We start from the raw sequence: 14,386 nt of genomic DNA, 5'->3' as shown, positions 1-14,386 counted from the left end.
GACAGGATCAGTCGCGGTCAGGAAGGTGCCGCGCCCGACATGCCGGACGACAGTCCCGTCCTCCTCCAGGAAGCCGACGGCACGGCGCACCGTGTTGCGCGCGACGCCGAATTCTGCGGCGAGGTCGCGTTCGGGAGGCATGCGGCCGTCCTCGAACCATTCGCCTGCGGAAATCCGCTTCTTCAGCATTGTGGCAATATCGTTGGCGACAAGCTTCGGCATTTGTGAACGGCTTTATCTGATCCAATATTGAACCAATGTAGCTGACCGATTGCCCCTTGGTCTAGTGTCTTTTAAAAGAAACCCGGCACCAGTGATATGTTTTGTCGGATTTTCGCATCAGAATCCCCTTGAAGGGTGAACCAATAGGCGATAGCGTGTAGTGAAAGAGCCAATATTGGTTCAAAAAAGGCTCAGGGAGGATGGAATGCGGGTCGCCACCTTTTCGATCGCCGGCGAACGTCGCGTCGGCCTTGTCGACCTCGAAGCGCAGACAATCGCCCCTTTCGATTTTCCCGTTGACCAGGTGAGCACCGGCGTTCTCGCTTTGATCGAGCGCAACGGATCCGGACTGCCGCGCACGCTGTCGCCGGTCCCTCTGGCGCAGGTCGAGATTGAGGCGCCGATCCCGGAGCCGCGTCGCAACATCTTCTGCGTCGGCAAGAATTACCATGAGCATGCGCATGAGTTTGCCCGCTCGGGCTTCGATTCCAGCGCCGGCGCTGGCGCGATCCCCAAGCATCCGATCATCTTTTCCAAAGTGCCGGAATCGGTCGTAGCCAACCATGCCAGCGTGCTGATCGATCCATCGGTCTCGACCGCGATAGACTATGAGGCGGAACTCGCCGTCATCATCGGCAAGGGCGGGCGCGGCATATCGAAAGAAAACGCGCTCGATCATGTCTGGGGCTACACCATTGTCAACGACGTGACCGCCCGCGACCTGCAGGGCAAATATAGCCAGTGGCTGATCGGCAAATCACAGGACACATTTTGTCCGATGGGTCCGTGGGCCGTGACTAGGGACGAATTCGACCTGGAGACAGCCGGTATCCGTTGTTTCGTCAACGAGGATTTGCGCCAGGATTCGCGCATCTCCCTGCTGATCTTCGACATCCCGACCATCATCGCCACCCTGTCGCAGGGCATCACCCTGAAGCCCGGCGACATCATCGCCACCGGCACGCCGGTCGGCGTCGGCATCGGCTTCGACCCGCCGAAATATCTTAAGCCCGGCGATGTCGTGCGCATCGAGATCGACGGTATCGGCACGCTGGAGAACCGCTTCGTGGAGAGGCCCCAATGACGACCGTGACTGTCGGCCAGGTCGTCGCAGAGGTCGTCGGCGAAGGCGCCACCGTGGTGATGATCCACGGCCTCGGCGGAACTTCGAACATGTTCCAGCCGCAGATAGGCGCGCTCTCCGGCTACCGCATCGTCCGGGTCGACCTGCCGGGCTCGGGCCGTTCGCCGCGCCCGATCGAGCCGCTGACCATCGAGGGAATGAGCGAAGCCGTGATCCGCGCCATGGCCGGCACGGGCGTAACCTCGGCGCATTTCGTCGGCCATTCGATGGGCACCGTCGTATGCCAGCAGATCGCCGCGATGCAGCCGGCGCTGGTCGCCTCGCTGACACTGTTCGGCGCCCTTGCCGAACCGGCCGAAGCGACCCGCCAAGGCCTGGCCAACCGGGCGCGCCTGGCGCGCTCCGGCGGCATTTCCGACATAGCCGATCAGATCGTCGCCAACGCGATTTCGGCCCATACGAGAGAAACATCGCCCGCGGCAGCGGCCTTCGTGCGGGAATCAATTACGCGCCAGGACGCCGAATCCTACGCCCGCACCTGCGAGGCGCTGGCAAAAGTCACCGCCGTCGATGCGCGCAGGATTTCCGCGCCGACCCTGCTCGTCACCGGTGACGACGACACGGTCAATCCGCCGGGCGTCGCCCAGGCGCTTGCCGACAAGATCAAGGGAGCCGTATTCTCGTCAATCGATCGGTGCGGACACTGGGCCACGGTGGAAAGTCCGCGCGAGAGCAGCTCGAAGCTCGCCGATTTTTTGAGACGGGTTGATAGGTGAGGATTTCGCATCGACCGTAGAATTCTACGTTCGGCAAGTTGGGAGGCTTGTTATGGCAGACGACAGCTGGACCGGAAACGGATCGAGCGGCACGCTCTTCACCAATGTGCGCGTGCTCGACGCCACTGGTGAATATCCGTACACCGGTGAGGTACTGGTGCAGGGCAACCGTATCAAGCAGATCACCAAGGGGTCGTCCCGCTTCGGTTCGTCCTCGTCGTCTTCCTACAGCGGCGGCGCAACCGTGATCGACGGGATGGGCGCGACGCTGATGCCCGGCATGATCGACGCCCATCTGCATCTGTCCTGGAACAACGCCCCCGGCATCGATCCCATCCAGATGATGGAGATCGAGGAGCACATGCTGGTCACCATGGAGATGGCCAAGCTGGTGCTGGACGCCGGTTTCACCGCCGGTAGGGGGGCGGCCGCAGCCAAGCCGCGGCTCGACGTCGTCGCCAAGAAATTCATCAACCAGGGCCGGTTTCCAGGACCGCGTTACCTCGCGGCCGGACCGGAGATCACGACGGTCGGGGGCCTCGGCGATTCCGCCCCGTCGCATATTCCGCATGAGGGGCTCAATCTCGGGATCGTCGTATCCGGACCGGAGGAAATCCGCCGCACGGTGCGCCAGTTGATCAAATACGGCGTCGATTCGATCAAGCTCAACCTCTCCGGCGAAAGCATCACCGGCATGGGCGCGGAGGAAACTCCGATGTCGGAGGAGGAGGTTGCGATGGCCGCATCCGAGGCGCGCTGCCGCAACAAGGTGCTGTCAGCGCATGCCCGCTCTTCCGGGTCGGTCAAGCAGTGCGTCCGCCACGGCATCCAGAACATTTACCACGCCTCCTTCGCCGATGAGGAAGCCCTCGACATGTTGGAAGCAGTCAAGGACAAGCATTTCGTCGCGCCCGGCATCGCCTGGCTGATCAACACCGCCCGCTATGCCGAGCAGTGGGGCATCAAGCCCGGCTCGCCGCTGTCGCTCGAATATGAGCGCGAGCTGGAAATGTGCATCGACACGATGAAGAAGATGCACCGGCGCGGCATCCGCGTCCTCATCGGCGGCGACTACGGCTTCGCATGGACGCCGCAAGGCACCAACGCCAAGGACATCCAGACCTTCGTCGAGATGCTCGGCTTCTCGCCGATGGAGGCGATCCAGGCCGCGACCAAATATGGCGGCCAGATCATGGGCATGGGCGACGAGCTCGGCCTGATCAAGGAAGGCTACCTCGCCGACATCCTTCTGATCGACGGCGATCCGATCTCCGACGTGCGCATCCTGCAGGACAAGAACCGCATCCTCGCCATCATGAAGGACGGCAAGTTCCACAAGGCGCCGCGCATGAACGAGCAGCGCCGGCGGCTGACCGCATGAGCATACTCGACCAGCCGTCATCCTCGTCGCTGTCGGGCGGCGGCGTGACAAGCCGCCAGGCCTGGGGCCTCGTCGGCCTGCTCGCCGCGGCGATCGTGGCCTGGCTGGTCTTTGCCATCTGGCCCGCCTGGCTGAACGCGATCCTGATCTCCAAGAAAGCCTTCGTCAGCGCCATCCTCAACGGCCTGACGCTCGCCGGCCTCTATTTCCTGGTCGCCAGCGGGTTCACCCTGATCTTCGGCCTGATGCGCAATATCAACCTGGCGCATGGCTCGCTCTATCTGCTCGGCGCCTATATCGGCTACGAGGTGACCAGCCGCACCGGTTATTGGCTGCTCGGCGTCGCCGCCGGTTTCACGGTGCTCGCCATCATCGGCGTCATCATGCAGGTCTTCGTCTTCCGCCGCCTCGAGGGCGATGATCTCAGGCAGACCCTCGTCACCATCGGCATCTCGATCGTCGCCGCCGATATGATGCTGGCGGTGTGGGCCGGCGGCACCTACCAGATCGCCACGCCGGAATGGCTCGATGGCGCCTTGACCTTGCCGATTATCACCGCGGTGCGTTCGAACGGCGCCTCGGTGTTCCTCACCTATCCGCTCTACCGCGTAGTCGTGCTGGCGGCGGCGATCGTCATCGGGGTCGGGCTCTGGCTGATGCTCAACAAGACGCGCGTCGGCATGATGATCCGCGCCGGCGTCGACGACCGCGCCATGCTGTCGGCCTCTGGGGTCAACGTGCATGCGGTGTTCGCCATCGTCTTCGCGGTCGGCGCCGGGCTTGCCGGCTTCGCCGGCGTCGTCGGCGGATCGGCGCTCTCGGTGGCGCCCGGCGAGGACGTACGCTATCTGCTTGCTTCGCTGGTCGTGGTGATCGTCGGCGGCATGGGCTCTATCACAGGCGCGGCGATCGGAGCGCTGCTCATCGGGCTGGCCGAGCAGATCGGTCTCGTCTATTTCCCGACCTATGGCGTGGTGCTCACCTTCGTCATCATGGTGGTGACGCTGGCGGTGCGGCCGCAAGGCATCATGGGGAAGGCGAGATGAGCCTGACCACGATCGCCGACGGCGCGGTGCCGCAGCAGAACTGGCTGGACAAGATCGGCGCGGGTCACTTCATCCTCGGCACGGCGCTGCTTCTCTATCCGCTGCTGGCGTCGGATTTCTTCCTGACGCAAATCGCCGGCTATTCGATGATCTTCGGCGTGCTGGCGTTGTCACTGATGCTGCTTGCCGGCTATGGCGGAATGCTCAGCCTAGCTCAGATCACCGTCGCCGGCATCGCGGCCTACGCCGTCGCCATCCTGGGCAGCAACAATTCCAACGTGCTTGGCTTCGGCTGGCCCTGGTGGATCGCCGTTCCATTCGCGGTCGCCGCGGCGGCGGTGTCGTCGGCACTGATCGGCTGGATCTCGGTGCGCACGGAAGGCATATACACGCTGATGATCACGCTGGCGATCGCGACGGCGACCTTCTATTTCGCCCAGCAGAACTACGCGATCTTCAACGGCCATTCCGGCTATGCCGGCATCCACGCGCCGGTCTTCTGGGGCATCGACTGGCGGGACCCGAAACCCTTCTATTACCTCTGTCTCGGCCTTGCGATGCTATCCTACGCGGCGGTGCTCTACGGCTCCCGCTCCACTTTCGGGATGACCTTGCAGGCGATCCGCGACAACCCGCGCAGGATGGGGGCGCTCGGCTATCATGTCACCGCGCACAAGGTCTTCGCCTGGTTCCTGGCCGGCATCCTCGCCGGGCTGGCGGGCGTGCTGCTGGTCTGGTTCAACGGGCGCGTCTCGCCGGGCACAATTGGCGTCGACGTGGCGATCGACATTCTGATCATCGCCGTCATCGGCGGCCTGCGCCACCCGATCGGGCCATTCGTCGGCGCGATCGTCGTCATACTGATGCAGACCTTCGCCATCGACATCGTCGGCGCTGAGCGTTTCAACACGCTGATCGGCCTGGTGTTTTTGGCGATCGTCTTCGTCTCGCCGGATGGAATTCTTGGGTTGTGGGGGAGGATCAAGCCACATCTTGCCCAAGAGTCCTTGCGCGCCGGCCCCTAGCGGCCGTCGCAGATGAAGCACTGCTGATCAATTCAAATGGGAGGAACCGAGGATGCATAGACGTACATTGCTGGCCCTGGCGCTGTTCACCGGGCTGACCGCGCCTTCGATGGCGCTCGCCGCCGACGATGCGATCAAGATCGGCCTGCTCGCCACCTTCGAGGGACCCTTCACGGTGCTCGGCGAGGATGGGGAACGCGGCGCCATGACGGCCATCGCCGAGACCAACGGCACCGTTGCCGGCAAGAAGATCGAGATCGTCAAGGGCTCGTCCGACGCCTCGCCCGACAGCGCCGTCCGCGCGGCGCGCAAGCTGGTCGAGCAGGACGGCGTGAAGGTGCTGGTCGGCCCGCTTTCAGGCGATGAAGGCCTCGCCGTCAAGGACTACGCCAAGACCAAGCCGGATGTCACGTTCATCAACGGCACCTCAGCCGCGCAGGACACGACGCTGCGCAATCCGGCCGAGAACTTCTTCCGCTTCTCCACCGATGGCGCGCAATGGATGGCTGGCCTCGGCACCTATGCCTTCAAGGACAAGGGCTACAAGAAGGTCGCCACCGTCGCAGAGGATTACTCCTTCCCCTATACGCAGGTGTTCGGCTTCATGGCCGAGTTCTGCAAGGCGGGTGGACACGTGCCGTCGAAATCCTGGGTGCCGATCGGCAACAAGGATTTCTCTTCGGTCATAGCGGCGATCCCCGAAGACGTCGATGCGATCTATGTAGCGCTCGGCGGCGCCGACGCCGTCAACTTCCTGACCCAGTACCAGCAGGCTGGCGGCTCGGCGCCGCTGATCGGCGGTTCGATCACCGTCGACCAGACGGTGCTGACCTCGAAAGGCAAGCTGCGCGATGTGCTCAAGGGCACGCCTTCCGCTGGGCCTACGGCTGACACCAATGATGCGCCCGCCTGGAAGGCTTTCGTCGACGCCTACAAGAAGCAGCCGGGCGCCTTCCCCTCGCCGTCGCTCTTCGCCCACGGCTATTATGTGAACATGAAGGCGACGCTTCTGGCGCTCGACCAGATCGGCGGCGATGTGTCCGACGGCGGCAAGAAATTGCGCGAGGCTTTGTCGAAACTCTCCTTCGACACGCCGACCGGCAAGGTGTCGCTCGACAAGAACCGCAACGCCGTCGCCGACATCTTCCTGACCGAGGTCACCGAGGGTTCGGACGGCAATCTCCTGAATAAGCTGGTCAAGGTCGTGCCGCAGGTCAACCAGACGCTGGGCATTCCGGAGGACGAGTTCATGAAGCTCGGCGCGGTCAACCGCGACAATCCGAGCTGCCCGTAACCGCACGCGCCAAGAGCATCGTCAGTGACCGAAAACCTGGCCGCGAACCGTTTGCAGAGCTCTGGCGCCTATGCGCTGGAGCTCGATGGCGTGGCTCGGCATTTCGGAGCGCTGGTGGCGCTCTCGGGGATCGACATGAGGATCGCGGCCGGCGAGCGGCGCGCGGTCCTCGGCTCCAACGGCGCCGGCAAGACCACCCTGTTCAACGCCGTTACCGGCGACTTCCTGCCGACCGCCGGGCGCATCCAGTTTTTCGGCGAGGATATCACCGACCTGCCGCCACATGAGCGCATCCGGCGCGGCCTGCGCCGCACCTATCAGATCTCGCAATTGTTCAAGGGCCTGTCGGTCCTCGATTCCATCTTCCTCGCCTGCCGCGGCGTCTCGCGCCGGCGGTTCTCGCTGCTGCGCCCGGCCGCGTCGGACGTCAACATGGTGCAGGCGGAATCGATCCTCAACGCCGTCCATCTCGAAGCCTATCGCGACACGCTGGTGGCGACGCTGAGCCACGGCCAGCAGCGCCAGCTAGAGATCGCGCTGGCATTGGCCGGCGCGCCGCGCTTTATCCTGTTCGACGAGCCGGCGGCCGGCCTGTCGCCGACCGAGCGCCGCGACCTCGTCGCCATCCTCAACGCGCTGCCCAAGCACATAGGCTACATCATCATCGAGCATGATCTCGACGTTGCGCTGCGCGTCTCGGAATATGTCTCGATGATGCACAATGGCCGGCTGTTCAAGGAAGGCACGCCGCAGGAGATCGAAGCCGATCCGGAAGTCCAAGAGATCTATCTCGGGGGCAAGCATGGCTGAGCGTCCCGGGAAAGCTGCCAGAACAATGCTGCGCATCGACGATTTGCAGGTCTTCTACGGTGAAAGCCATGCGCTGCAAGGTGTTTCGCTGACGCTGGAAAGCGGCATTCTGTCGGTGGTCGGCCGCAATGGCATGGGCAAATCGACGTTGTGCAACACCATTGTTGGCCTCAAGCGGGCGAAGTCGGGTTCGATCCGTGTCGACGGCCGCGAGATCACCTCGCTCGAGCCGCACGAAATCCATCGCCTCGGCGTCGGCTATGTCCCGCAGGGCCGCCGCGTCTGGCCGAGCCTGACGGTCCATGAGCATTTGCGGCTTGCCGCCGGGAACAGGCGCGATGCCAGCTGGACGGTCGAGCGCGTCTACCAGACCTTTCCGCGCCTGGCCGAGCGCCGCGGCAATGGCGGCTCGCAGCTGTCGGGGGGCGAACAGCAGATGCTCGCCATTGCGCGCGCGCTGCTGAGCGACCCGAAGCTGCTGGTCATGGACGAGCCGACCGAAGGCCTGGCGCCGGTCATCGTCGACCAGGTCGAGAAGATGCTGGTCGACCTCGCCGCCGAAGGCGACATGGCGGTCCTGGTCATCGAGCAGAATATCGGCGTCGCGACCGCAGTGTCGGATCAGGTCGCGATCATGGTCAATGGCCGGATCAACCGAGTGATGGAAGCGGCTGCGTTGGCGGCCGACCGCGACCTGCAGCAGCGGCTGCTCGGCGTCGGACGCCATGCCGAGGAGGCGCCTGTCACGCCAGCGGAAGCGGCGCAGGCAAAGGAGCAACTGGCGGCGGTCTATCGCGTCGACCGGACGGCAGCCGGAACGATCGAAGCAGCAGGGGGCGACAGCCTCTACCGCCCTGTTACCCAATTGCCCAACCGCTGGAACGTGCCAGTTACCGAACTGCGCCAGGCGGCCGTCGACAAGGCCGCACCCCAGGACGACCTGAGGAAGGTCTTCGCCATTCCCTTTGCCGAGCGCATCGGGAGGACCGTGCTGGTCGCGGGCACGTTCGACACGAAAGGCAAGGAACTGCGCTTCATCGCCGATCGCCTGAAGCAGCTTGGCGTTCCGGTCCGCACGGTCGACCTGTCGACATCGGGAAAGCCGTCGAGCGCCGACGTGCCCGCCATGCAGGTGGCCAGCATGCATATCCGCGGGTCCTCGGCCGTCTTCACCGACGATCGTGGCGGTTCGGTCAGCGCCATGGCGGAGGCTTTCGCGCGCTGGATCGAGCGGGAGCCGCGCATCGGCGGCGTCATCTCGGCGGGCGGCTCCGGCGGCACGACGCTGGCGACGGCCGGGATGCGGGTCCTGCCGGTCGGCATCCCCAAGCTGATGGTTTCGACGGTGGCGGCCGGAGACGTCGCCAAATATGTCGGCGGCGCCGACATCATGATGTTCCATTCGGTCGCCGACGTTCAGGGGTTGAACTCCATCACCGAGCAGGTGCTGTCCAACGCCGCGCATGCCATGGCCGGCATGGTCGCGCAATTACCCAATGCCGAAGCGTGGGAGGCAAAGCGCAAACTGGCGCGACCGGCCGTCGGCATCACCATGTTCGGCGTCACCACGCCCGCGGTGCAGGCGGTGACGAAGCGGCTCGAAGCCGACTATGACTGTCTCGTCTTCCACGCCACCGGCATCGGCGGCCGCGCCATGGAAAATCTCGGCGATTCGCGCCTGCTGTCGGCCTTCCTCGACCTGACCACGACCGAGGTGGCCGACATGATCGTCGGCGGCGTGTTCCCGGCGACCGAGGATCGCTTCGGCGCCGCCATCCGCAGCGGGCTGCCCTATGTCGGTTCGACGGGAGCGCTCGACATGGTCAATTTCGGCCCGCGCGAGACCGTGCCGGAGAAGTTCCGCAGCCGCAAATTCGTCATCCACAATCCCAATGTCACGCTGATGCGCACGACGCGCGACGAGAACCGCGCCTTCGGCGAGTGGATCGGCGCGCGTCTCAACGCGATGAACGGCCCGGTACGTTTCCTGCTGCCCGAAGGCGGCGTCTCGATGCTCGACGCGCCCGGCCAGCCCTTTCATGACCCGGAGGCCGACAACGCCTTGTTCGAGGCCATCGAGAAGACCGTGCACCAGACGCCGCTGCGCCATGTCGAGCGGGTGCGCGCCAACATCAATGACACGCCTTTTGTCGATGCCGTGATCAGCGCCTTCCACGCGATCGGCCCAAAGCTGCAGAGACGGGCATGAAGGATTGGACTTCGCCACCTCGCGGGTGGATGTTTGAAATCGTTGCCGGTCGCCTCGCGCCGACCGCATTGTCTTGGGGAGGATAGTTCATGGACGCGCAGACTTTTGGCGCTTTCCTGTTGTGGCTGATCGTTGCCGCGGTCGTCGTGGTGATCGCCGTCTACATCTTGCGATGGCTCTATCGCCGATCGACAAAGGAGACAGCGTTCGTGCGCACCGGCTTCCTGGGTGAGAAGGTGGCGGTGAACGGCGGCGCCTTCGTCATCCCCGTGCTGCACGACATCACCGCCGTGAACATGAACGTGCTGCGCATCGAGGTGCGCCGCGAGGACGCGCTGGCGCTGATCACCAGGAACCGCATGCGCGTCGACCTCATCGCGGAGTTCTTCGTCCGCGTCGGCGCGAGCCGCGAATTCGTCGCCGCCGCGGCGCAGACGCTCGGCCGCCGCACACTGCAGCCCGACAGCCTGCGCGAATTGCTGGAAGGCAAGTTTGCCGGCGCCATGCGCACCGTCGCTGCCCAGATGACGCTGGAGGAGATGCACGAGCTGCGCGGCGACTATGCCGACAAGGTCCGGGCGCTTGCCTCGGACTCGCTGGCCGCCAACGGGCTCGAGCTGGAAAGCGTCGCCATCGTCGATCTCGACCAGACCAGCCTCGAATATTTCGACCCGTCAAACGCCTTCGATGCCGAAGGCCTGACGCAGCTGACGGAATCCATCGAGACCAGGCGCCGGATGCGAAACGAGATCGAGCAGCGCACCTTGGTCGATATCCGCAACCAGAACCTCGACACACAGCGCAAGGTGCTGGAGATCGAGCGTGACAGCGAATACGCCCGCCTCGAACAGGAGCGCGAAGTCGAGATCCGGCGCGCGGCGCAGCGCTCCGAGCTCGCAAGGGAGCGCGCCGTGCGCGACCAGGAAGCCGAACAGGCGCAGCTCTCGGCGCGCGAAGCGGTGGAGAAATCGCGCCTCGCCCAGGAGCGCAGCATCACAGAGGAGCGCATCCGCAGCGAGGAAGACACGCAGCGCCGCGAGATCGCGCGTCGGCGCGCGCTGGACGAGGCCGAGATGAAGATGCGCGAGTTGACCGAGCGCGAGCAGATCGCTCTTGGACTTTCGCTGGAGAAGGCGCGCATCGAGCGCGAGGGCGCGCAGAGCGGACTCGAGATCGAACGCAAGAAGACGCTCGAGATCGCCGAGCTCGAACGCCAGATCGCGCTCGCCGAAAAGGCGCTCGAAGTGACCAGGGCGGAGGCCGAGAAGCGCCGCACCGAGATTGTCGAGAACCAGGCGACAGAGACCGCGCGCATCGAGCAGGAACGTGCCGTCGACGAGGTACGGATCGCCAGGGAGCGGCACCTCGAAGCCCTGCAGATCGCCAAGCGCCAGGCCTTCGAGGAAGCCGAAATCTCGGCCGGCGAAGAGGTCGAGCGCGCCCGCATCACCACCGAGCGCGGCATCGAGGAGGCGCGCCTCATCAAGGAGCGCGACATTCGCCAGCTCGGCGTCGACCGCGACCAGAAGATCGAGATCGCCGAAATCCAGAAGGCCATCGACATCGCCAAGAAGACGCAGGAACGTTCCTCGGCGATCGCCGCTTCGGAAGCCGTTCGCGCCAAAGCCATCCAGGCCGAGGAACAGGCCCTGACAGCGCGCGAGCGCGAGATCGCCGAACGCCGCAAGCTGACCGACCTGATCGCCGCCCAACGCGAGGCCGAGCGCGAGGCTCTTCGCGTGACGGCGGCCGCCGAAGCCGAGATGAAGGCCGCCAAGAGCCTGGCGGAGGCGCAGAAGATCGCGGCCGTCGCCGCTGCGGAGTCGGAAAAGATCCACGCCCTCGCCGCCGCCCAGCGTTACGAAGTCGACGCGGCTGGCCATCGGCAGATCAACGAAGCGGAGAACCTTCTCTCCAGCGAGGCGCGCGCTGGTCGCCTGCGCGGCAAACTGCTCGACCACATGGAAGGCATCATCCGCGAGAGCGTCAAACCGATGGAGAAGATCGACGGCATCAAGATTCTGCATGTCGACGGTATCAATGGCGGGTCCGGCGGCAACCGCAACGTCACCGACGAGGTGATCGACTCCGCGCTGCGTTACCGGGTGCAGGCGCCGATGATCGACAATCTGATGAAGGAGATCGGCATCGATGGCGGCTCGCTCGGACGGATGACCGACGTGCTCCGCGACGCCAAGGACATTTCCAGCCTGACCCGCGACAAGAAGGGTAAAGGCAAACCCGCCAAGGACGATGATGACGACCGCGACCACTGACGGGATGATCATGCGGTTCGAAATATCGACGGCTTGCTAGAAATGACCAAGGTCTATGTCTCCTCCGTCATCCCGGCGCCCGCGGCGGAGGTGTGGAAGCTGGTGCGTAACTTCAACGGTTTGCCGGGCTGGGCGCCGTTCGTCGCCGAGAGCCGCATCGAGCAGAATGCCCAGGCCGACCAGATCGGCTGCATCCGGAATTTCACGCTTAAGGACGGCGGACGCATCCGTGAACGCTTGCTGGCGCTGTCAGACTACGACCTGTCCTGCAGCTACGCTATCCTGGAAAGCCCAATGGCAGTGGAGAATTATGTCGCCACGTTGTCGCTGACGCCGGTCACTGACGGCAACCTGACCTTGGCCGAATGGCAGGCGGACTTCGACTGCGCCCCCGACCGCGAGGCGGCTCTGAGGCATCAGATCGGCAATAGCGTGTTCCAGACCGCCTTGACTGCGCTAAAACACCGGTTCGGGCGCTGACGCCAGCCGATGGTCAAGCTTTGCCAGAGCACGATCATCGATGCGCCGGTCGACGCGGTCTGGGCGATCCTGCGCAACTTCAACGGCCATGACCGCTGGCATCCAGCAATCGCCTTCAGCGAGATCGTAGGCGGCGAGCCTGTCGATGCCGTCGGCGCGGTGCGTCACTTCCGGCTGAAGAATGGCGGCGAATGGCGCGAGCAATTGCTGACGCTGTCCGACAAGGACCGGCGACTGAGCTATTGCCTGCTCGAAGCGCCGCTGCCGCTGATGGGCTATGTCGCATCGATCAGTTTGAAGCCGGTGACCGACAGCAATGCCACCTTCTGGGAATGGCGGTCCGAGTTCAACCCACCAGCACATCGCCGCGACGAACTGGTCAAGCTGGTCAGCGAAGGCATCTATCAGGCCGGCTTCACGGCGGTACGCAATCTTCTGCAACGCCGAAACCGCGGCATGCCGATCGGGCCATCTCCGGTAATTGCCGTGGCGCCCTCGCCAGCCAACACGCCCCGCGTCGCGCCAATGGCCGCCGCAAGTCAGGTCGAGACAACCCGCGCGATACTTGTCGAGCGCTATGGCGGACCGGAAGTGCTGGAACTCAGGGAAATCGCCCTGCCGTCGCCGGCGTCCGGTGAGGTGCGGATCCGCCATACGGTGATCGGCGTCAATTTCATCGACGTCTATTGCCGCACCGGCTTTTTCGATCTCCTGCAGCCGCCCGGCGTGCCGGGCATGGAGGCGGCAGGTATCGTCGAAGCAATCGGCCCGGCCGTATCCGGCATCTCGGTCGGCGACCGCGTCGCCTATGCCTGCCCTCCGGTCGGCGCTTACTGCGAGCGCCGAAACATGGCGCCGGACCTTCTGGTCAAATTGCCGGATGACATCCCGGACGAAATCGCCGCCGCCGGCCTACTAAAGGGCGTGACCGCCAGCTTTCTCCTGCACGACGTCCACGCTGTTAAACCCGGATCAATTGTGCTCATTCATGCAGCAGCAGGTGGCGTCGGCCAACTACTGGTGCAATGGGCTCGCCACCTCGGCGCGACGGTGATCGCCACTGTCTCGAACGATGACAAGGCCCAGATCGTGACCCGGCTCGGTGCCCATCACACAATCGTCTATTCTAGAGACGATTTCGCCGAGTCGGTGATGCGGCTGACGGAGGGCAAGGGCGCGGATGTCGCCTATGATGCCGTCGGCAATGACACCTTTGGTGGATCGCTGGCAGCGCTCGGTGTCCGAGGACACCTTGTTAGTTTCGGCCAAGCCTCCGGGCCCGTGGGAAATTGGGATATCGGGCGGTTTTCATCCAAATCCATTACCATCTCCCGTCCCAACTACGCCCACTATACGGATAGTCCAGATAAACTTGGTCCGCACATCAAACGGCTTTTCGCAGCTCTGCGACAGGGGGTAATTAGGATTGCGCCTCCCAAGACCTACAATCTCGGGGCGGCGGCGCAGGCTCATCGAGATCTGGAATCTCGATTAACAACAGGCGCGCTTGTCATGAAAGCGTAAGCTTAGTTGCCGATATCGGTCGGTTAGCTTTGCTCGCGCTCCCGTTTCGCGCGGTTTACCTATGATTTGCCGCGACGACCGCATGCCGACCTCAAAACGCAAAAAACCGCCCCGGGTTAGACCGGGACGGTAATTGATTTATGATAAAATTGGTTGCGGGGACAGGATTTGAACCTGTGACCTTCAGGTTATGAGCCTGACGAGCTACCGGGCTGCTCCACCCCGCGTCACTACGAGCAAGCGTTTGCTTGCGTTCTTG

12 protein-coding genes and 1 tRNA gene are annotated in these 14,386 nt (G+C 63.9%); 11 read left to right on the top strand and 2 right to left on the bottom strand.

The genetic code is table 11. The features are described from left to right. On the bottom strand, positions 1-222 hold a 222-nt coding region (locus EOA23_RS22805), incomplete at its 3' end, for a GntR family transcriptional regulator (protein ID WP_145966460.1). Positions 223-427: 205 nt separating this feature from the next. On the opposite strand from EOA23_RS22805, the gene EOA23_RS22800 reads away from it, so the two are divergent. The 11 genes from EOA23_RS22800 (at position 428) to EOA23_RS22750 (ending at position 14,127) form a co-directional block, all read left to right on the top strand. Beyond that, the gene (locus tag EOA23_RS22800; RefSeq protein WP_127305808.1) at positions 428-1,306 is read left to right on the top strand and encodes a fumarylacetoacetate hydrolase family protein; all 879 of its coding nucleotides are present in this window, start codon (positions 428-430) and stop codon (positions 1,304-1,306) included. After that, positions 1,303-2,082 (top strand): alpha/beta fold hydrolase, encoded by a 780-nt coding sequence (locus tag EOA23_RS22795; protein WP_127305807.1) that lies wholly within the window; start codon positions 1,303-1,305, stop codon positions 2,080-2,082. Before EOA23_RS22800 ends, EOA23_RS22795 begins: the two co-directional genes overlap by 4 nt. Positions 2,083-2,134: 52 nt before the next feature. Continuing rightward, positions 2,135-3,463 (top strand): amidohydrolase family protein, encoded by a 1,329-nt coding sequence (locus EOA23_RS22790; protein ID WP_127305806.1) that lies wholly within the window; start codon positions 2,135-2,137, stop codon positions 3,461-3,463. Continuing rightward, complete coding sequence (locus EOA23_RS22785) at positions 3,460-4,509, top strand: branched-chain amino acid ABC transporter permease (RefSeq protein WP_127305805.1); 1,050 nt, start codon at positions 3,460-3,462, stop codon at positions 4,507-4,509. The genes EOA23_RS22790 and EOA23_RS22785 overlap by 4 nt, the downstream gene beginning before the upstream one ends. Continuing rightward, the gene (locus tag EOA23_RS22780; protein WP_127305804.1) at positions 4,506-5,534 is read left to right on the top strand and encodes a branched-chain amino acid ABC transporter permease; all 1,029 of its coding nucleotides are present in this window, start codon (positions 4,506-4,508) and stop codon (positions 5,532-5,534) included. Before EOA23_RS22785 ends, EOA23_RS22780 begins: the two co-directional genes overlap by 4 nt. A gap of 52 nt (positions 5,535-5,586) precedes the next feature. Continuing rightward, entirely contained in the window at positions 5,587-6,828 is a 1,242-nt protein-coding gene (locus tag EOA23_RS22775; protein WP_127305803.1) for an ABC transporter substrate-binding protein, read from the top strand. Positions 6,829-6,852: 24 nt separating this feature from the next. After that, the gene (locus EOA23_RS22770) at positions 6,853-7,638 is read left to right on the top strand and encodes an ABC transporter ATP-binding protein (RefSeq protein ID WP_127305802.1); all 786 of its coding nucleotides are present in this window, start codon (positions 6,853-6,855) and stop codon (positions 7,636-7,638) included. After that, positions 7,631-9,847 (top strand): ABC transporter permease, encoded by a 2,217-nt coding sequence (locus EOA23_RS22765; RefSeq protein WP_127305801.1) that lies wholly within the window; start codon positions 7,631-7,633, stop codon positions 9,845-9,847. The genes EOA23_RS22770 and EOA23_RS22765 overlap by 8 nt, the downstream gene beginning before the upstream one ends. Before the next feature lie 89 nt (positions 9,848-9,936). Further along, complete coding sequence (locus EOA23_RS22760; RefSeq protein WP_127305800.1) at positions 9,937-12,123, top strand: flotillin family protein; 2,187 nt, start codon at positions 9,937-9,939, stop codon at positions 12,121-12,123. 42 nt (positions 12,124-12,165) lie between these two features. Continuing rightward, positions 12,166-12,603, top strand: coding sequence for an SRPBCC family protein (locus EOA23_RS22755; RefSeq protein ID WP_127305799.1), 438 nt, complete (start codon positions 12,166-12,168; stop codon positions 12,601-12,603). Positions 12,604-12,612: 9 nt separating this feature from the next. After that, positions 12,613-14,127 (top strand): zinc-binding dehydrogenase, encoded by a 1,515-nt coding sequence (locus EOA23_RS22750; RefSeq protein ID WP_127305798.1) that lies wholly within the window; start codon positions 12,613-12,615, stop codon positions 14,125-14,127. A gap of 150 nt (positions 14,128-14,277) precedes the next feature. Here EOA23_RS22750 and EOA23_RS22745 read toward each other — a convergent pair. Beyond that, positions 14,278-14,354: transfer RNA gene (locus EOA23_RS22745), tRNA-Met, on the bottom strand. Positions 14,355-14,386 lie beyond the last annotated feature (32 nt).

It is taken from the genome of Mesorhizobium sp. M2A.F.Ca.ET.042.01.1.1, from assembly GCF_003997405.1.
Classification (GTDB): domain Bacteria; phylum Pseudomonadota; class Alphaproteobacteria; order Rhizobiales; family Rhizobiaceae; genus Mesorhizobium.
This window is presented reverse-complemented; position numbering and strand designations above follow the sequence as displayed.

What these genes read in the sequence shown, in the direction of transcription:
- EOA23_RS22800 (WP_127305808.1), top strand. Translation starts at nt 428, where the DNA reads ATGCGGGTCGCCACCTTTTCGATCGCCGGCGAACGTCGCGTCGGCCTT.
- EOA23_RS22795 (WP_127305807.1), top strand. Translation starts at nt 1,303, where the DNA reads ATGACGACCGTGACTGTCGGCCAGGTCGTCGCAGAGGTCGTCGGCGAA.
- EOA23_RS22790 (WP_127305806.1), top strand. Translation starts at nt 2,135, where the DNA reads ATGGCAGACGACAGCTGGACCGGAAACGGATCGAGCGGCACGCTCTTC.
- EOA23_RS22785 (WP_127305805.1), top strand. Translation starts at nt 3,460, where the DNA reads ATGAGCATACTCGACCAGCCGTCATCCTCGTCGCTGTCGGGCGGCGGC.
- EOA23_RS22780 (WP_127305804.1), top strand. Translation starts at nt 4,506, where the DNA reads ATGAGCCTGACCACGATCGCCGACGGCGCGGTGCCGCAGCAGAACTGG.
- EOA23_RS22775 (WP_127305803.1), top strand. Translation starts at nt 5,587, where the DNA reads ATGCATAGACGTACATTGCTGGCCCTGGCGCTGTTCACCGGGCTGACC.
- EOA23_RS22765 (WP_127305801.1), top strand. Translation starts at nt 7,631, where the DNA reads ATGGCTGAGCGTCCCGGGAAAGCTGCCAGAACAATGCTGCGCATCGAC.
- EOA23_RS22760 (WP_127305800.1), top strand. Translation starts at nt 9,937, where the DNA reads ATGGACGCGCAGACTTTTGGCGCTTTCCTGTTGTGGCTGATCGTTGCC.
- EOA23_RS22755 (WP_127305799.1), top strand. Translation starts at nt 12,166, where the DNA reads ATGACCAAGGTCTATGTCTCCTCCGTCATCCCGGCGCCCGCGGCGGAG.
- EOA23_RS22750 (WP_127305798.1), top strand. Translation starts at nt 12,613, where the DNA reads ATGGTCAAGCTTTGCCAGAGCACGATCATCGATGCGCCGGTCGACGCG.